Consider the following 18,931-nt stretch of genomic DNA (forward strand, 5'->3'; position numbering starts at 1 on the left):
GCCTGCATGGAGTTCCGCGTGCTGGGAGCGGTCTCCGCGCTGACGGACGGCGGGGAACAGATCCCGCTCGGTCCCGCCATGCGCCGCAGTCTGCTGGCCATGTTGCTGCTGCGGCCCAATACGGCCGTCGGCGTCGACCGGCTGACCGAGGCGCTGTGGGGCGAGGAACCGCCCCGGCACTCGCGAACCGTGTTGCAGGGCCACGTCTCCCGGTTGCGCGCCCTGCTCGCCGAACACGGGGCTCCGGCGTACGGCGTCGAGCTCGTCACACAGGGCCGGGCATACCTCCTGCGGCTGCCCGAGTCGCTGGTGGACGCCCACCGATTCGAGGAGTTGCTCCAGCTCGCCCGGGGGCAGCGCGATCCGGGCGACGCCGTGTCGATGCTCCGGGAGGCGCTCTCGCTGTGGCAGGGTCCCGCGCTCGCCGGGACCGTGTACAGCACGCTGTTGGAGACCGCCGCGCACATGCTCCAGGAGCTGCGGCTGGCCGCCGTGGAGGAGCTGGCGGACGCCCATGGGCGGCTCGGCGAGCACGGCACGGCGGCGGCCGTCCTGCACACCGAGGCCATCGCGAACCCGTTGCGGGAATCGCTGATCGCGGTGCTGATGCTGGCCCTGGGCAGGGCGGGCCGGCGCTCGGAGGCGCTGGACTGGTTCCACCGCACCCGACGACTGCTCGCCGATCAGCTCGGCATCGATCCCGGCGCGGCGCTCACCGACGCGTACACCGCTCTGTTGAGGGCCGACACCCCGCAGGCCGCCGCCGCACCGGCGCCGGCTCCGACATCGTCGGCCCTCGTCCCCTCCTCCGAGCCGCAGGAGACGCGGCGGGCTCAGGAGGCACGGGAGCCGCGGGAGATCTCCGCACCGGCCGTCGCACCGCACCACATCGCCGCCGTGCCGCAGCTGCTGCCGCGACGCCCAGGGGGCTTCACGGGCCGCAAGGACGAACTGGCGGCTCTCGACCGCGCCACGGCCTCCGGCTCCGGCCCCATCGCCGTGATCACGGGCAGCGCCGGGGTCGGTAAGACCTCCCTCGCCGTGCACTGGGCGCACCACCGCCGCGCGGACTTCCCCGACGGCCGGCTCTTCGTCGACCTCCACGGCTACAGCGCCATCCCGGCCCGCGACTCCACCTCCGTGCTCCGCGAGTTCCTGCTCGCGCTCGGCGTCCCGGCCGAGCGGATGCCCGGTTCGCCCGACGCCATGGGTGCCCACTACCGCGATCTGACCTCCGGACGCAGACTGCTGATCGTCTTGGACAACGCCCGCGGCTCCGAGCAGATCCGCCCTCTGCTGCCCGGCGGGGAGGACTGCGTCACGCTCGTCACCAGTCGTGACCGGCTCGGTGGGCTGGTGGCCTCGGACGCCGCCCGCCCCGTCCCGCTCGCCGAGCTCCCGCCGGCCCACTCCACCGCGCTGCTCTCCGCCGTCCTGGGCCCGGACCTGGTCGCGGCCGAACCCGAGGCCGCCGCACGGCTCGCCGAGCTGTGCGACGGTCTGCCCCTCGCCCTGCGCGTCGCCGCTGCCCGTCTCGTCACCCGCCCGCACGGCGGGCTGGCCGCCTTCGCCGGCGAACTCGCCGACGAGCACAGCAGGTTGGACCTGTTGAACGTCGAGGACACCGGTGTCGCCGCCGCTCTCGGCCTCACCGTCCACCACCTCCCCGAACCGGCGCGGGACATGTTCCACCGGCTCGGGCCGCACACCGGTGCCACACTCGACACCGGCACGGCCGCCGCACTGGCCGACTGCCCGCCCGGCCGGGCGACCGTCGCGCTGGACCAGCTGGCCGCCGCCCACTTGGTCGTCGAGACGGGACCACGCTCCTACGTCCTGCACGACCTCGTACGGCTCTACGCCCGCACGCTGGCCCCCGGGCACGACCCCGACGCGCTGCTCCGGCTGCTCGACCACCGGCTGCACACGCTGCTCGCGGCGTGCGCCGCCGCGGAGCCCGGCAGCGAGCCGTGCTGCACCCTTCCTCCCGGGGCGAGGCACTCCGTCGCGGTCCGGACGTTCACGGGCCGCCAGGACGCCCTCGTCTGGTATTCCGCCGAACGGGACACGTTGCGCGGCGCGGTCGAGGCCGCCGCGGCGGCGGGCATGCACGACCGTGCCTGGCGTCTGGTCCTCCTTCAATGGCCTCTGATCCTGTGGCAGGTCCGCGACGGCTGGGTGCCGCTGCTCGAACAGGGCCTGGCCTCCGCGGAACTCGACGACGACCCCGGCGCCCAGTCCCGGGCCCGGGCCCTGCTGGGCTGGGTGCTGTCCGAGGAGGGCAGGCCCGAGGAAGCCCTGGTACAGCTGGAGCACGCCCCCGCCCTCGCCGCCCGGGTAGGGGACACGGCCGGGGAAGCCACCGCCCTGATCAACCTGGCCGTCGAGCTCATGCGGCACGGCGGGCGGGAGCGGCCCCGGGATCTGTTGGCCCAGGCCCTGTCCCTGGCCGAAAGAGCCGGTCTCACCGAGACAGTCACCCTCGCCCATCTGCACCTCACCCACCACTTCCTCGCCGTCGGCGCTCCCCATGAGGCCGCCGACCACGCCATGCGCGGCCTGGCCCTCGCCGCGCCCCCGCTCGCGGCTCCCCGGCGCGTGGTACTGCGCACCCTGTACGGCAAGGCGCTCGCCGCCACGGGCCGCACGGGTGAAGCCGTACGCCAGCTCGACGACGCCATTCGGGAGGCACACGCCGCCGATTACGCGGAGGGCGAGACCGAAGCGCGCCTCGTTCTGTCGGTACTGGCGAATCGGTAGCGCGTGCCGGTGGCGGAGGGAGGGCGCCCGCACGTCTCCGCTGCCGACGGGGGCGCAGGGGCGGGGCTGACGGCTAGAAGTCGTCCGCGCCGTTGCGCAGCTCCGGCGTCCAGTAGCCGGTGGCCCACTTCGCCGGGTCGACGGCGATGCCCCCGCCCGGAGCCTTCACGGCGGCCATGCCGCCGCCGCCCTGGAGCGTGACGGAGAAGGCCGTCACGGGCTCGGTGTTCTCGGTGCGCCCGCCGTCCGACAGCTTGACCAGGGCGTATGCGGGGGCGCCCGCGGTGAGGACGACGGGCGTGGCGGGCTTGCTCTTGGCCACCGGCGGCACGTTCTCCCGGTGGCTCTCGAGGAACTCGATCTCCGGGAAGCCGGTCAGCTTGCAGCTGTGGCCGGAGGTGTTCTTCGCCGTCAGGACGATGTGGGTGTAGGGCGGTCCGCCCTGGTGGGCGGCGCTGATGGCGACGTTCTTGGTGGTACAGACGGGCGTGTTCGCGGCCGCCGGCCCGGTGGTGGCCTTCGCGGCACCGGCGCCCCGTGCGGTGCCGGTGTGCTTCCCGTTGGCGGCACCCTTCGCGGTGTCGGTGTTCTGCTCGGCCTGCGCCGACGAGGGGGCCGATGCGGCGCTGCCGGCCGCCGGGCCGGAGGACTTCACACCGGAGCTGTCCTCACCGCAGGCGGTGAGCGACAGGGCGAGCACGGCGGTGGTGACGGCGGCGAGGCCAGTGGTGCGGGTGCGGAGCTTACGCATGGGAATTCCCTCGTGGTGATGGTGCGGCCAACGTCCGGTCCTGGGGCAAGCCGTGCCCGGCCTGCGAACAGTCATGAGTCTCGGGCCCACCACTCACGTTCTGCTGCTTCGGCACTAACCTCCCGCTAACGTCGGGCCCCTCGAGCGCGTTCGGGCGGCACGTTCCGGGGCCGTGCGGCAGCGTTCGCCACCCTATTTCCCGGAATCGGCAACAAGAGTTGCCGCTGCCATCGGGCGGATGCACGCTGCCCCGCATGAGTCCACACAGCGATGCCCGACCCGGGCACGGACGCCACCGCTCCGACGGCCGGCCACCTTGCCCTCTTTCCTCTGACGACCGGGCTTCGGGAGCCACCGGCGAACGGAGTTCGTGTTGAAGGCCGTCAGTGCGGGACAGGCTGAGGCGGCAACGGCAAGCACGCAACGGTCACCTTCGGTCCGGTGGGCGCTCGCCGGTCTTTCGCTGTCCATGTTGCTGTCCTCGCTCGGCACCAGCATCGCCAATGTCGGCCTGCCGACGTTGGCGCAGGCGTTCAATGCCTCGTTCCAGGAAGTCCAGTGGATCGTTCTCGCCTATCTCCTCGCCATCACCACCCTGATCGTCAGCGTCGGACGGCTCGGGGACGTGATCGGCCGCCGACGGCTGCTCCTGGCCGGCATCTTCCTGTTCACGGCGGCCTCGGTCCTGTGCGGTGCCGCGCCCACGCTCTGGCTGCTGATCGCCGCCCGGGCGGCGCAGGGCCTCGGAGCGGCCGTCATGATGGCCCTCACCATGGCGTTCGTCGGCGAGACGGTTCCGAAGGCGAAGACCGGCAGCGCCATGGGGCTGCTCGGAACGATGTCCGCGATCGGCACCGCGCTCGGTCCGTCGTTGGGCGGCGTTCTGATCTCCGGACCCGGTTGGCGGGCGATCTTCCTCGTCAACGCGCCGCTGGGCGTCCTGACTCTTCTTCTCGCGTACCGCTACCTGCCCGTCGACCGGCGGGAGACCAAGGCCGACCGGGCCGGCTTCGATCATGCGGGCACCGTGCTGCTCGCTCTGACGCTCGCGGCTTACGCACTCGCCATGACCTTGGGGCGCGGTGGTTTCGGTGCGCTCAACATGGCCCTGCTGTCGGCTGCCGCCTTCGGGGTCGCCCTCTTCGTGCGCGCCGAGACAAGAGCAGCGTCCCCCTTGATCCGATTGGCCACGTTCCGCAATCCCCTGCTGAGTGCGCGACTCTCCATGAACACGCTCGTCTCGACGGTGATGATGGCGACGCTGGTGGTCGGGCCGTTCTATCTCTCCCGCACGCTCGGACTCGGTGAGGCTGCCGCCGGGCTCGCCCTGTCGGTCGGTCCGCTGGTCACCGCGCTGGCCGGGGTACCGGCCGGTCGCATCGCGGATCGTTTCGGCGCGCCACGCATGACTCTCATGGGGCTCATCATCACAGCGGTCGGTTGCTTCATGCTGTCCATGACCTCGGCGACGCTCGGGGTCTGCGGCTACATCGCCCCCATCGCGGTCATCACCGTCGGCTACGCGGTGTTCCAGACGGCGAATAACACCGCTGTCATGGCGGATGTCCACCCGGATCAACAGGGCGTCACCTCCGGCATGCTCAACCTGTCGCGGAATCTCGGGCTGGTCACCGGCACCTGCGTCATGGGCGCCGTGTTCGCGCTCGCATCGGCGACGGCCGACGTCACCACGGCGCGTCCCGAGGCTGTTGCCACGGGTATGCGGATCACGTTCGCCGTCGCGGCGATTCTGATCGTCGTCGCGCTCACGATCGCGGTCGGGGGCCGCGCGCTCTCGCGACGTACTCCGGGCATGACCGCGGGCGCGGCGCGGCCGTAGGGAGACGGCCACCGATCGCAGGCGGTCGGTCGCCCGTTCACCGGGCACGGCTCCTTGCAGCCGGTTTTCTCGGCGGGCCGGGCGAGGGCGTCCGGCGCGATGGGCGGTGTCAGGTGGGCCCGGACGGGGCAGGCGGGGTCCATGGCAGACCTTGAAGGACTCCTGCGAGAGGCCATGCGTCGGCGTCATCTGACCGCGCAATGCCTTGCCGACCGAACCGGTATCCGTACCCCGCGCATCCGGGCCTTCGCCCAGGACGGGGCCGATGGGCCCGTGCGACCCACTCGGGAGGAGCTGGCCGAGCTCGCCGACGCCCTGGCCCTCCCCCTTCCGGACGTGCTGGACGCCGCCCGCGGCATCGGGCCGGGGCGACGGCCTGACACCCGCGTCGTCAAGGCCTCCAACACGGTCGCGCCTGGGCTGCGGGGGTGACGGCGCAGCGGCGCGTTGTCCGTCGGGGTTAGCGGGGAGAGGGAACGGTTACCCGTACGGGCATGGCACCGATGTGGCAGCACAAGCGCGGGAACCCCCAGCCCCGGGACGGACGGGACACGTCCGGAGACGAGGGGATGAGCGCCGAGCCGGGCCAGGGCGCGGGACCGGATCCGCGAGTGGAGCGGGAGGCCCCGGACGATCCGACCGCACTGGGCAAGAAGTCCTGGTGGGCTGTGCTGCGGCGGACGGTGGCGGAGTTCAGGGACGACGAGCTCGCCGATCGGGCGGCGGCGCTGACCTACTACGGGGTGCTGGCGCTCTTCCCCGCCCTGCTGGTGCTGGTCTCGCTGCTCGGGGTGGCGGGCGAGTCGGCGACGAAGAGCATCCTGGACAACCTCAAGAAGCTCACGCCCGGCCCGGCCCGCGACATCGTGACGGACTCGGTCGAGCAATTGCGGGGCGCCGGGGGCGCCGGGGGCGTCCTGGCCGTGGTCGGTCTGCTGGGCGCGCTGTGGTCCGCGTCGGGATATGTCGCGGCGTTCATCCGCAGCTCCAACGCCGTCTACGACATGCCGGAAGGCCGCTCGGTGTGGAAGCTCACCCCGCTACGGCTGGCCCTGACCGTGGTGCTGGTGGTCCTGGCCTGCGCCAGTGCGCTGATCGTGGTGTTCACCGGCGGCCTCGCCAGGCAGGCCGGCACCGCCCTGGGAGCCGGTGACACCGCCGTGACGGTGTGGTCGATCGCCAAGTGGCCGGTCCTGGTCCTCCTGGTCACCATCATGATCGCGATCTTGTATTGGGCGGCACCGAACGCGAAGAGCCGAGGCTTCAAGTGGGTCACCCCGGGCAGTTTCCTGGCCCTGGTGATCTGGATGATCGCCTCGGCGGGATTCGCGCTGTACGTGGCGAACTTCGCCTCCTACAACAAGACGTACGGCACCCTGGCCGGGATGATCGTCTTCCTGGTGTGGTTGTGGATCACCAATCTGGCGATCCTGCTGGGTCTGGAGTTCGACGCGGAGATGTCCCGGGAGCGCGCGATCATCGGCGGCCACCCCCGGGGCGAGGAGCCTTACGTCGAGCCCCGTGACACCAGCAAGTGGAGCGAGAAGGACCGTAAGGAGGCGGGCGGCGACTGATGTCCGATCGGAACCCGCATGGTCGGGAGCCGGAATAGGCGACGCGCACCCGAGGTTGTGGGCTGGCACGACACACCGTCGCCAGGCTTGTGGAAGGACTCCCATGAAGATCGGCATCATCGGCGCCGGCAACATCGGCGGCAACCTCACCCGACGTCTCACCGCTCTCGGCCACGACGTCTCCGTCGCCAACTCACGCGGCCCGCACACCCTCACCGCACTCGCCGAGGAGACCGGCGCCACCCCGGTCACCACGGCCGAGGCGGCGCGCGGCGCAGCGGTCGTCGTGGTCACCGTTCCCCTCAAGGCCGTACCGGACCTGCCGGCCGGGCTGTTCGACGAGGCTGCGGAAGGCGTCGTGGTCATCGACACCGGCAACTACTACCCCAAGGAGAGGGACGGCCGGATAGCCGCCATCGAGGACGGCCTGACGGAGAGCCGTTGGACCGAGCAGCACATCGGCCACCCCGTCATCAAGGCGTTCAACGGCACCTACGCCCAGGACATCCTCGACAGGCCCCAGCCCCAGGGCCACCCCGAGCGGATCGCCGTGCCGGTGGCGGGCGACGACGAGACCGCCAAGAAGGTCGTCCGCGAGCTCATCGACGAGCTCGGCTTCGACACCGTCGACGCCGGCGGCATCGACGACTCCTGGCGCCAGCAGCCCGACACCCCCGTCTACGGACTCCGCGCCGGCGCCGAAGCGGTCGCCGAGGCCCTCACCGAGGCGACCCCGGAGCGACCGGAGGCATTCCGCGCGTAGCAAAAGCGCCGCACGCAGGGCACCGGGCGAAGCCGCCGGGCGGGCAGGGCAGCCGAGGGCGACGAGCCGAGGCGGGGCGGATCGCAGCGGTCGCCGCACCCGTCCGCCTCAGCGCAGGGAAGTCGGCATGGACGCCTCGGGCGGAGCCGGTGTGCCCACAGCGCCTGCCTGCCAGGCCGCCGCCAGCTCCGCCGGGAAACGCCGGCCGCTGCGGGTGAGCACCACGCCGGGAGCGAGTTCCACCTCGTCGCCGGGTGCGAAGCGCCGGTCCTGGTGCGGGGGCAGTTGCTCCCACGGGCCGAGGCGGCCACGGCGGCCGGCGGTGCGCATCCGGGTGCCGTAGGTGCTGACGTCCCGGACCAGGAGGATGCCGTCGGTGGTGGAGACGACGACGTGCTCACGGCTGACGCGTGCCGCCACCTGCGGGGTCAGCACGTCGTACAGGGCGATGCCGCCCGTGGGGTTGCGGCCGACGCCGGTCCGGGAGCCCTCCTCCACGGTGTAGCGGCCCGCGCACGTGCCGCTCACCATCGCCTTGAGCTGGGCCATGGCCGGACGAGGGCCGGCGTCCGCCAGAGCCCGGCCGTGTACCTCGCAGGTGGGGACACCGCGTTGCATGCGGGGGAGCAACACACGGCCGCTGCGGGGGTCGTAGAGGGAGCAGCGCCGCTCCGGGCAGCGCCAGAACCGGTTGATCACGGCGGACAGCGGCTGTTGTGAAGTCTTCAGGAGTCCCTGCTTCTTGAACGCCGCGAGCTCGTCGCTCCGTGAGATCTCGGCTTCCGTACGGACACCCATGTCCAGTGGGACGAGTCGCACCGAGCCGGACGTTTCCGCCACCGGCTTGAGGAACCGGTCGGTGTTCCCCTGGATCCAGGGGAAGTCACGGCGATGGCCGGTCAGAAGGTCGCCGGTGACGGCCCGGGTCGGGGTGGCGCTGGTCATCTCCATCAGTTCCAGGATGCGCCGGTCGGCGTCGCCGACCTCCTCGACCAGGCCCTCCTCGATCCAGCGCCGGAGCACCACCACGTCCCCCGGGTCGGTGAACTCGCGGGCCCCGCCGAGCAGGCTCTTGTCGGCCACGGGGTAGACGGGGACTTCGGGATCACCGGTGAGGTGTACCAGGGCCCGCACCACGAGCCGGAAGCGGTGCAGGGAGCGGGCCCCCGGACGGCCGAGCGACCGGTCGCGTACCACGTTGGAAAGGTCGACCAGGTACTCGGCCAGGTCGACCGCGCCTGGCAGGTTGTGCTCCATCGGCCCTCCGGCCTTCGTCCGCCGCATCGGCGTGCCTGTGTGTGACGGGACCATAAGGCCAAGGGCGCCGCAGAGCGTCGTACATCCGGTTTTCGGTCACCGTGGCGGGGTCCCGCCGCTAGCATCGCACCCTCAGAACGACCGGGGAGGGATTCTCATCGAAATCTCGGGTATCCAGGGGCACTTGAGGCCGTTGCGGACGGACGACCCGCGTGAGGTGGCGGGTTACCGGCTGCTGGCCCGGATCGGCGAGGGGGGCATGGGATCGGTTTTCCTCTCCCGCACCCGGGGGAACCAGCCGGTGGCTCTCAAGGTGATCCGCAGGGAGCTCGCGGACGAGGAGGAGTACCGTCTGCGCTTCCAGCAGGAGGTGCGCGCGGCACGACAGGTGCGCGGCTATCACGTCGTGCCCGTCGTCGACCACGACACCACCGGTGCCAGACCCTGGCTCGCCGGCACCTACATCCCGGGGCTGCCGCTGAGCACCGTCATCGAGACCTTCGGCCCACTGCCGCCGCTGGTCGTCCTGCACCTGGTCGGTTGTGTGGCGGAGGCGTTGCGCGCGGTCCACGCGGCCGGGATCGTCCATCGCGACCTGAAGCCCAGCAACATCCTGCTCGGCTCCGAAGGCCCGTGGGTGATCGACTTCGGCATCGCCCGGGCCGCCGACTCCACGCAGCTCACCCGTAGCGGCGGTGTCGTCGGCACCCCGCAGTACATGTCCCCCGAACAGGTTGCCGGACTCCCCCTCACTCCGGCCGCCGACCTGTTCTCGCTGGGGCTGGTGGCGGCCGTCGCGGGCACCGGGCACCACCCCTTCGGCGAGGGTCAGGCGACCACGCTGGCCCATCGGATCGGGAACACCGTCTCCCACCCGCCCGACCTGAGCCGCTACCCCCGTGAACTGCGCCCGATTCTGGACCGCTGCCTTGACGGCGACCCCGAACAGCGGCCGGGGCCGGCGGAATTGGCGGCGCTGTGCGAGCAGGCGTGCGGACGCAAGCTCCGCGACTTCGACGGCTGGCTGCCCGCTCCGGTCGCCGCCGAGACGGCCCTCAGGGAGCAGGCGGTCGGAGCGCTCCCCGACGCTCCGCTCGTCTCGGCGGGCGCGTCCGCGCGAGCCGAGGACGACGGGGCGGCCCCCGGCCGGGACACCTTCGGGCCCGACGGTCCGACCCTGCCACCACACGCCGGCGGATTTCCCGGCCAGGGCTCGGGAAGTGTGGCATCGCACCCTCGGACCGGCACCGGGTCGGGACCCGGTGCCGGCCTCCCCTCCCCCGATGTGGCTGCCGTCCCGGGCCCGGCGACCGGCCCCACCCCCGCACCGGGTTCACGCCGCCGCCGTACCCCGCTGCTCGCCGCGCTCGCCCTGATCGCCGTCTCCGGGTTGAGCGCGTGCCTGTACTGGTGGCCCGACGGCGATGACACCTCGCCTTCGGCACGCAAGCCGGTGACGGGCGTGACCGCGCCGACCACATCCCTCTCCCGGAGCCCCTCCCCGGGCGCGTCCCCGGCCCTCTCGCCGAGCGCCGCCGCCCTCGCGAGCCCTTCCGCCGGTGCGACCGCGGGCGCCGGAGGCGCGCCGGGTGTCCCCGTCTTCTCGGGACGGCAGTTGATGCTCCGTCCGCCGAGCAGCGGATACCTCTTCGTGGACCTCGACACGCCGCAGAGCAGCACCGACACCGTCAACTCGACGAGCGCCGAACTGAAGTACGAGAACCAGGAAGGATCCGAGCTCTTTCAGAAGATGCACTTCGCCACGACCACCGGGGTGAGCGCCGGCACCACGTACGAGCAGTGCCTGGCCGGCGCGCAGACCAACGTCCTGCCGTCGGACGTCCCCAAGAAGGATCTGATCGACCACACCACCCTCCGCAAGGGCATGGTGCTCTGCACGATCACCGCGGAGCACAACCTGGCGATGATCGAGATCAAGGACATCGCCGATCAGAACGGTCTGCCCGCGTTCGACACGCTGCTCACCCTCTGGAGGTACCCCGGCTGATGAAGGCGCCTGAGGCCTGATCGCCCCGCAGGGGGCGGCGCTCGAGGAGCGTCCACGCTCGATCGTCCGCCCCCTCGCCTTCGTCCGGGACGGCCGCCGTCAGCGATTCGCCGGTCGTGGCCCGTGAGGGTCCGAGGTGGGTGAGCGACGCCCACAGCACGGGCATCGCCGGGTACGCGTCGCGGAGTTCACGGGTCGCCACGTGGAGGGCGAACGCCGGGTCCGTGGTGCCGGAGGCGAGGCCGGCGTAGAACAACGTCGCGAATTTCTCGGCGATCTCGTCGACGATGGGCCACAGTGTCCCGATGACGTGACGGGCACCGGCGGTCTGGAACGCCGAGGCGATGTGGATGGCTTCGTCCGCCAGTTCCGGACCCGTCTGGCTGGTGCCACAGCCCGAGAGGACCACGAGACGGACCGAGTCCAGAGGCGTCCTGCAGATGTCACGGACCGGGACCATGCGGTCCGTGAGCAGCAGGCCGCTGTTGAGCGGGTGGTCGAGGTCGCTCATCGCGTGGCAGGCGAAGTGCGCCCACCGCCGCGTGGGGAGGGCGCGGCGGACGGCGGCCCACGTCGCCTCCCTGCCGGAGAGAAGGCGGGCGGCGGGGAACCGGGTCGTCAGGAACCGCGCTTCCCGCTCGGCCCCCGGCAGGGCCGGCGCTCCCGAGGCGTTCGGCAGGACGACGAGCGGATCCGGGGCCGGGGCGGACGGACCGTCGTGCGCCACCGTCTGCTCCGCGGCGCCGAGGAGGAGATCGCGCACCGTGGTCGTGTAGGACGACACGACACGGTCCATGACGGTCCTCGACGGGGCATCGGCGGCAGCCGGTCCGTGGTAGCCGGCGGCATGGAGCGGCAGCAGGGAGAGAAGTCCGGTCGGGCACCAGAAGAGGCGTGGCCAGGGTTCGCCTTCGCGGGGCGCCCGGTCGTGGCCCAGCTCGCGCAGTACGGGCTCGGCCATCGCGTCCCACAGCCATTCGAGGGTGTGGAGGACGGTTTGCTGCCGCGTGACCCGGCTCTCGAAGCCGCCGCCTTGGCCGGGTTCCCGTACCGCGCCGAGGAAGTGGTTCACGCGGTCGTGGACCGCCTGGGCCTCCAGATGGGGCAGGGGGACGACGCGGAGGCCGCCCCCGGTGAGGATCAGGGCGTCGGACCGGTACCGGCTGACGTTCACGACGACGACCGGGGCGTCCTTCCCCACGTCGAGCAGCCGGTCGGCCGGCAGCGGTTGCAGGAACTCCCCGAGCCCGGGAAGCGTACGGATGCGGGCGATCAGCTCTTCGAGGTGCCGGGCGGCCCGGTGCCGGGCATCGGCGGCTTCCCCCTCGGCGGCCGGCAACCGCCCCGAGTGCGGGGGCCGCGGTTCCGCCCCGAGGGTCAGCCAGTCGATCGAGAGGTCACGGGCCAGTTCCTCGAATTCCGTGGCGAGCTCAGGAGCGGTCGACCTGAGCACGCCGAGGTCGGGGCGCAGCTCCAGGAGTTTGCCGAACAGCACCCCACGACCGCGCTCGAGGATGTGCAGCGCGGCGGCCGGCGCTTCGAGCATGAGCTTGCACGCGGCGGCGTCCGAGGCCAGGCCCAGGAAGTCGGAGAGCAGCCGTTCGCGGTCGATCAGGTCGATGTGCCAGGAGGCCAGCTCCGGCAGGAGGTTGACCGCGAGTGTCAGCCCGGCGTCGCCCCGCGCGATCTCGCCGCGCTCGATCGCGGCGCGGCCGGAGCGGCCGGCCGCCTCGATGCGAAGGCGGGCCGGTGCCTGCTCGATGCGCGACGCGTGCTCCCATGAGGCCAACGCGCCGTCGAGGGCCGCGGACCCGCCGTCGGTCTGGGCGGCACCCCACAGGGTGCCGCCCAGGCTGAGCAGTGATGCCGCCTGGTCGAGCGGCCTCGGTCCGCTCGCCTCGACCGCTGCCCGCAGGTTCTCGACGGCTTCGGAGAGCGCGCCGCTGTCACCCGTGGCATGGGCTCTCAGGCGCAGGGCGTTGCCGAGGGCCGTCAGACAGGTCGCCCGGTGCGGGCTGCCTTCGGGAGCCGCGGTGACGGCGTCCCGGAGCACCGTCACGGACTCCAGCAGCGCTTCCCGGTCACCTGCGGTCTCCGACTTGAGCCGCAGTGCGTCACCCAGGCCGGCCAGGTACGAGGCGTGATCGGCGGAGTCGGGCCGTGACCCGGCGACGGCCTGGCGGCAGAGGGCGATCGCGTCGTCGAGCGCCGCGAGGGAACCGGTCGACTGCGCTTCGAGCCGCAAGGCGTCCGCGAGCCCGGCGAGGGACGTCAGCCGTGCCGCGTCCTCGGGCGGCTCCGCGGGGGGATCCGCCCCGGGAGGCAGATAGGCGTGGTTGCGCGCGAACGCGATCAGGGCGGCCGAGTTCCTGTTGCGCTGCTGCGGGATCGGGCGGCCCTTCCGCGCCAGGGCGGTGTGCACCTGGGTGTGGATGACGGACATGCTGAGGTACTCGGGCTCCCCCGCGACACCGGTCTCGAGCACGGCGATGAGCTCGCCGGTGAACGCGGTGTACCGCTCACCCACCGGTGCCAGCGCCTTTTTCGTCTCCGCCGCGGCCACCAGGATGTAGGTGCCCTCGATCTCGGCGTCCTGCACGAGCTCGGTGACGCCGGCCATGCCACCGGTCAACGCGCGTCCGCTGTAGCAGCAGTCGAGGAGGACGACCTTCCGGGGCGCCTCGGCGTCGAGCACGGCCTGGCGGATCCATTCGAAGGGCAGCGTCGTGTGGGGTGCGTTGGCCCTCGACCCGACGAGGGCGAGGCCCAGTTCCATGGTCCTGGGTGCGGTCAGGCCGTGACCGGCGAAGTAGACGAGCAGGGTGTCGGTGGCCTCGGCGGCGGCGGCCTCGACCGCGTCCGCGACCTCCGCCGCGCTCGTCGGCTGCCGCAGGACCACGCAGTGTTCCGGTGCCAGCCCCCAGACGTCCGGATCGGTCAACAGGTGCAGCAACCGGTCCAGGTTGTTCTTGACGGAGGGCAGGTCCTCCAAGTGCTCGAAGTGGTAGGTCCCGATGAGAACCGCACGTGAGCGTGCGGGGTCCGCGCGCATGTCCTGCCCGGCGGCCGGTCGTCGTGTCAGCCCTGCCCGTTCCCCCGCGTCCCGTCCTCCCGGATGGTCCATCCGGAGTCGTCCACGACGATCCGGACGCCTCCCACCTCGACCCGTACGGGTGGCGGAGCCTTCCGTGAGGAACGCCAGTTGGCGATCGCCATGCCCAGTCCGGCGATGTTGAAGCCGGACGAGACCAGCAGGCTGATCAGTGCGATGTCGGGGGTCATGTCGCCCGGCCGGGCCGGTGCCTCGACCAGGGTGATGCCGGCCGTCCTCCGGATGTCCTGGTCGTCCATGAGCCACCTGTGGAACGACAACAGCGGCTCCTGGTCCTCCTCGTCGGGAATGCTGACTCTGATGTCCACAGGAGAGCCCCCGCTTCTGACGGTTCCGTCGGTCCGGATCCATCGTAGGACGAGGCGGCTTGGTTGGCTGCGGCACGAATGTCCGTGATCTTCACGGGAGTTGAGGCGGTGTCCCCGTGTTGATCACCGTCGGCTCCGTTGTCGCCCGAACCGCACCGCCGGAGGACGCCGGCTTCTAAACTGGTGCGTCGGTGCGAGGGGGGCGGATGCGGCAGGACGAGACGTGGAACGCGGTGTGCGGTTCAACGGTGGACTTCCTGATCCAAGCGGGGACCGTCAACGTCAACGGCCGCCCCGAGGGCCCCGCCCCGGGCCCGGCCGACCTGTGGGTCGAGCTGGCCGCGGACTCCACCGTGTGGCAGCACGTCCCGGCCGGGCGCAACGCCGACTTCTTCCGGCAGCGGGTCGCTGAGGCCGTCGCCGCGCTGGTGCGATTACGCGAGGCGGCTGAGTCGGAACCGACCCCCGACCCCTGGCGGGACGACGGCTTCGTGCCACGCTTCGCCGAAGCCGTGGAGTGGCTGCTCGGCGAGCCCGACCCCGAGCGGCGGCTGGACATCTATCCGGCCGAGGCAGCCCTGCTGGTACTCATGCCGTTCCTCCATCACGTGCAGCGCCTCCGCTCGACGGCCTCGCTCGCCCCGGTCGCCGAGCCGGGCCGGCTCGGTCGGCTGACCGGGGCGAGTCCGCTGCGGACCGCGTTCGAGGTGTTCTCCGAGGGGCACGATCTCCTGGTCGAGCGCGGCCTGCAGCGCCCCGAAGCGGCGCAGCCGATCGGCTGGTGGCTCTTCCACCGCTGGCTCGCGCAACAGGAGGAGTTCTCCCGTCCGGCCGTCGTCCAGCAGCTCCTGCGGGACATCGGCCCGCCCGCCGAGGCCCTCGGCGAGACGCTCGACCCACGACGCGTCTGCCGCTTGCTGCACGGCCTGCATCGTGGCCCCGACGTCTGCAACCGCGAATACCTCGATTCCCTCCCGGCGGACGACTCGGTCCGGGTCCGCCGCGGCGGGCAGCAGCGGATCCGGGATCAGCGCCTCAGTCTCCTGCTCACGCTGGCCTACGGCGCGGGCCGCGAGGTCACGGCACTGCCGCAGATCGTGGTGGAACACGTCGGCATCCCCTTTCCGGTCGACCTGGGACAGCTGCGGCAGACCCTGGACTCGTCCCGATGGGGCGGTTCCCACGATCTTCCGGTCCTCAGGGCCGAGTGCCGTCACGAGGCCGTGATCGAGGGTTTGCGCGAGTACGCGGCCCGCACGGACGAACTCCTGGCCGCCGTCCGCCGCACCGGCCACGAGCGCGTCAACCAGCCGATGCCGCCGTTGCCCGCCCGTCTCTCCGCCGACGAGGTGCTGCCGTCGGAGGGTGCCTTCACCGGCTGGGCCGCCTTCCGCCTCGACGAGCGCCGCGTCCGCGACCTCCTCATGGGGATCCAGCTGTACAAGGACCGCGACCTGGCCGTCCGCGAGCTCTACCAGAACGCGCTGGACGCGTGCCGCTACCGCCGGGCCCGCACGCAGTACCTGGACCGGACGCGCGCCGCGTCCTACGCCTACGAGGGCCGCATCGACTTCGAGCAGGGCACGGACGAGGACGGCCGCGAGTACGTCGAGTGCCGCGACAACGGCGTCGGGATGGGAGAGTCCGAGCTGCGCGGCGTCTTCTGCCGGGCGGGCTCACGGTTTGTCGAGCAGCTCGACTTCACCCTCGAACGCACGAAGTGGGAACAGGCCCGGCCACCGGTCGAGCTCCACCCGAACAGCCGGTTCGGCATCGGTGTGCTGAGCTACTTCATGCTCGCCGACGAGATGCGGGTACGCACGTGCCGCATGGACGCGACAGGAGAGCTCGGGCCGCTCCTCGAAGCACGCGTCTTCGGCCCGGGGCACTTGTTCCGCATCGTGCGATTGCAGGAACGCGGGCAGGAAGCGGGCACGCAGATCCGTTTGTACGTGCGGAAGCAGGAGGCCTCCTGGTCATGCCTCGACGTCCTGGGGCGGGTGCTGGGGATCGCCGAGTTCCCCACCGAAGTGGTGCACGGTTCCCGGCATGCCCGGTGGGAGGCGAACCGGCTCAGGGCCAGAAAGGCACCGGTTGCCGAGCGATTCGGTCTCAACGCCCACGGCGTGTTGCAGCCATGGCAGCGGGCGCCCGACGGGTTGCAGCTGACATGGTGCGAGTACGGCGGTGGGATTCTGGTGGACGGCCTGGTCGTCGAGCCCGAGACCCGTCGCGGAGTGCTGTCGTCCAGCCCGTCGGGGCTGACCGGCGTCGTGATCAACTTGACCGGTGCCCTGGCACCCGAGCGGCTCTCGGCCGACCGGCGCACGCTTCTCGACGACATGTCGGACCGGCTTCGGGATGTGCTCGAACGGGCGGCGGCCGCGCTGGTCGCGGGCGGTGGGGCGTTGCCCGGTTACGAGTGGATCTGCCGGGTGGCCGAGAAGAGCATGGCACTGGGCGACCTGCTGACGACGGCAGCCGTCAAAGCCGATGTGCGGATGGAGTTCGCGAACCGGAAGTTCGACGTCGCGCGCACGGGGTGTTTCCTTGCCGACTCCAAGATCCTGCCGACGGAGCTCTTCGGGGGAGGCGGAAGGAGCCGCCGATGGCTGTCCGACCCGTGGACGTCACCGCGTGGGCATCCCCCGGACCACATCCTCTTGTGGCGGCTCCTCGCCCATCGGCCCCATGCGCTCCTGGCGCAGCTGGCGGAGTCGTGTCCCGAGATCGCCGAGGTCAAGACCGTGCTCGCGGCATTGCCGTCGGACAGGGACCTCTTGGCCGCCCCCGGCCTCGAGAGCGGCGAGCTCTTCTGGCACTGGTCCACGAATTCTCGCGATACAGCGGACCATCTGCGCACGATGGCCGAAACCTGGGGAGCGGCGTTGCCTTCGCTGGTGCGCCGGGCCCGGTCCCTTGGAGCCATGCCACCCCATGCGCCGGCCACGTTCGAGGAGTTCATGGAGGCGTTGGGGGCGGGATCCGCCGAATCCCTCGCCTCCGAGTGGCGCCACTGCGGCATGGACGTACCCGAGAAGTACGTCGAGCTGGCCACCGCGGCAAGGCGGGATCCACTGCTGCATCGAGATCTCGGCGGCAGGAAGGGAGCACTCGGCTGGGTGGACCCCGGCGAAACAGTCCCGCCCGGTCACATCGCGAAGGCCGGCCTGCTTCTCGGGCTGCCGGTGAGCGCGGTGTGCGCACGCCTCACGGAATACGGTCTGAGTGCCGATGCGGAAGGACTACCGGAACGGCCCGGCGCCGAGGTGGCCACGCTGCTCAGTGAGCGGGCGGATGGCCTGTGGCCTTGGCTGAGCCGCTCGGAGGAGATACGTCCCGGACATGTGCCGGCAGCCGCGCACGCGCTCGCTCTCGGGCCGCGCGACGTCCTGGACCGGCTGGCAGAGCTGGGGTTCGCCGCTCCGACGGCGTTTCCCGGGGACGCGGAACCCGACGATGTCGATTTTCTTCGCAGCGAGTCGAACAGGCCACTGTCCCTGTACGAGCCGGTTCCCTATGTGCACCTCTTCGACTCGGCACGCCGCCGGAACTGCTCTCTGCAGCACGCCGTCGACCGCATGCGTGCTTACGGGTTCACGGTTCCTTTGCGGCCGCCGCGCTACTTCACCTCCCTGGACAAGGAGTTGCTGCGGCGGGACGGTCCGCTCCAGTGGGTCGGAGTCACCACCGCGGACGCGATGCCGGCTGCCCACGTGTTGGTGGCGGCCCGCAATCTGCTGACGAGCCCGGGAGCACTGGTACAGCGGCTCACCGGCTACGGCGTCGACGTCTCCTGCCCGGACGTCCCGGCAGGGCTGTCCTTCGCCTCGGCCCTCGAACTGCTCAGGATCAGTGAGGGCGAGGACATGTTCCTGACCATCGACTGCGACGTCGATCTGTACGACCTGATCGAGAGGTCGCGCGCCATGAAGACCTCGATCGCTCGAACGGCCCGGTGGCTGCAGGAGCTGGGCATCCCCGTCCCCGACCTGTCGGGCACCGTCCGAGACGCCCTCAGCCGGGTGCCGGGGAGGGTCGGCGGCCTCCCGCGGTACCGGGGATGCGCCCTCAGTGCAGGATCTTCTCCTTCGCCCGGCGGAACTCGTCCTCGGTGATGCCTCCCTTGGCGCGGATCTCCGAGAGCTTCGCGAGGGCGTCCACGTCGCTGGTGTACTCCGAGGAGCCGACCGTCTCACGGATGTAGTCGTCGACCGCCCGCTGCTGCGCCTGCGCGTGTTCCCGCTCGCGTCGGCCCATGTTCTTGCCTCTGGCGATCACGTAGATGAAGACGCCGAGGAAGGGAAGTCCGATCACGAAGACGAGCCACCCCGCCTTGGCCCATCCGCCGAGGGTGTCGTCGCGGAATATGTCTGCGATGACCCGGAAGAGCAGAAGGACCCACAGGACCCACAGGAAGATCCACACTGCGGTCCAGAACGCGCCCAGGACCGGGTAGTCGTAGGCCAGATACACGTAGTCGTTCATGTCTCTCTCCTGTCGTCTCCCCCGATGCTGTTCCAGCGTGGGTGAGTCCGGGTCCGTGCGCCTCACCCGT

Annotated in this window: 12 protein-coding genes; 7 read left to right on the forward strand and 5 right to left on the reverse strand. The window is 71.4% G+C overall.

The annotated features are described in order from the left end of the window. Positions 1–6: 6 nt before the first annotated feature. Positions 7–2,760 carry an AfsR/SARP family transcriptional regulator gene (locus FHS38_RS16550; protein ID WP_184734330.1) on the forward strand — a complete coding sequence of 918 codons (2,754 nt, stop codon included), beginning with the start codon at positions 7–9 and terminating at the stop codon, positions 2,758–2,760. Positions 2,761–2,833: 73 nt separating this feature from the next. Here FHS38_RS16550 and FHS38_RS16555 read toward each other — a convergent pair whose 3' ends face one another. Then, complete coding sequence (locus tag FHS38_RS16555; RefSeq protein ID WP_184734331.1) at positions 2,834–3,511, reverse strand: DUF4232 domain-containing protein; 678 nt, start codon at positions 3,509–3,511, stop codon at positions 2,834–2,836. A 370-nt stretch (positions 3,512–3,881) separates the two neighbouring features. Between FHS38_RS16555 and FHS38_RS16560 the strand changes: the two genes are divergently transcribed. The 4 genes from FHS38_RS16560 to FHS38_RS16575 all read left to right on the forward strand — a co-directional run bounded on the left by FHS38_RS16560 (position 3,882) and on the right by FHS38_RS16575 (position 7,688). Next, positions 3,882–5,351: an MFS transporter gene (locus FHS38_RS16560; RefSeq protein ID WP_229821979.1), complete on the forward strand. Its 1,470-nt coding sequence runs from the start codon at positions 3,882–3,884 to the stop codon at positions 5,349–5,351. A 273-nt stretch (positions 5,352–5,624) separates the two neighbouring features. After that, positions 5,625–5,783, forward strand: coding sequence for a hypothetical protein (locus tag FHS38_RS35385; protein WP_229821980.1), 159 nt, complete (start codon positions 5,625–5,627; stop codon positions 5,781–5,783). Between the two features lie 137 nt (positions 5,784–5,920). Beyond that, positions 5,921–6,925 (forward strand): YihY/virulence factor BrkB family protein, encoded by a 1,005-nt coding sequence (locus tag FHS38_RS16570; protein ID WP_229821981.1) that lies wholly within the window; start codon positions 5,921–5,923, stop codon positions 6,923–6,925. Positions 6,926–7,028: 103 nt separating this feature from the next. Continuing rightward, positions 7,029–7,688, forward strand: coding sequence for an NADPH-dependent F420 reductase (locus FHS38_RS16575; protein ID WP_184734333.1), 660 nt, complete (start codon positions 7,029–7,031; stop codon positions 7,686–7,688). A gap of 108 nt (positions 7,689–7,796) precedes the next feature. Here FHS38_RS16575 and FHS38_RS16580 read toward each other — a convergent pair whose 3' ends face one another. Next, positions 7,797–8,945, reverse strand: a complete 1,149-nt coding sequence (locus FHS38_RS16580) for an FHA domain-containing protein (protein WP_184734334.1) — start codon at positions 8,943–8,945, stop codon at positions 7,797–7,799. 184 nt (positions 8,946–9,129) lie between these two features. Here FHS38_RS16580 and FHS38_RS16585 point away from each other — a divergent pair, with 184 nt between their 5' ends. After that, positions 9,130–10,953, forward strand: coding sequence for a serine/threonine-protein kinase (locus tag FHS38_RS16585; RefSeq protein WP_229821982.1), 1,824 nt, complete (start codon positions 9,130–9,132; stop codon positions 10,951–10,953). Here the strand turns inward: FHS38_RS16585 and FHS38_RS16590 are convergent. Further along, positions 10,928–14,005 (reverse strand): CHAT domain-containing protein, encoded by a 3,078-nt coding sequence (locus FHS38_RS16590; RefSeq protein WP_184734335.1) that lies wholly within the window; start codon positions 14,003–14,005, stop codon positions 10,928–10,930. The genes FHS38_RS16585 and FHS38_RS16590 overlap by 26 nt on opposite strands. A 26-nt stretch (positions 14,006–14,031) precedes the next feature. After that, a complete protein-coding gene (locus FHS38_RS16595; RefSeq protein WP_184734336.1) occupies positions 14,032–14,373 on the reverse strand; it encodes an effector-associated constant component EACC1 in 342 nt (113 codons plus the stop codon). Between the two features lie 206 nt (positions 14,374–14,579). On the opposite strand from FHS38_RS16595, the gene FHS38_RS16600 reads away from it, so the two are divergent. Beyond that, positions 14,580–18,491 (forward strand): wHTH domain-containing protein, encoded by a 3,912-nt coding sequence (locus tag FHS38_RS16600; protein WP_184734337.1) that lies wholly within the window; start codon positions 14,580–14,582, stop codon positions 18,489–18,491. On the opposite strand, the gene FHS38_RS16605 is transcribed toward FHS38_RS16600, so the two are convergent. Continuing rightward, a complete protein-coding gene (locus FHS38_RS16605) occupies positions 18,445–18,861 on the reverse strand; it encodes an SHOCT domain-containing protein (protein WP_184734338.1) in 417 nt (138 codons plus the stop codon). The genes FHS38_RS16600 and FHS38_RS16605 overlap by 47 nt on opposite strands. Between the last annotated feature and the right edge of the window lie 70 nt (positions 18,862–18,931).

The sequence above is a fragment of the Streptomyces netropsis genome (assembly GCF_014203545.1).
Taxonomy (GTDB): domain Bacteria; phylum Actinomycetota; class Actinomycetes; order Streptomycetales; family Streptomycetaceae; genus Streptomyces; species Streptomyces netropsis.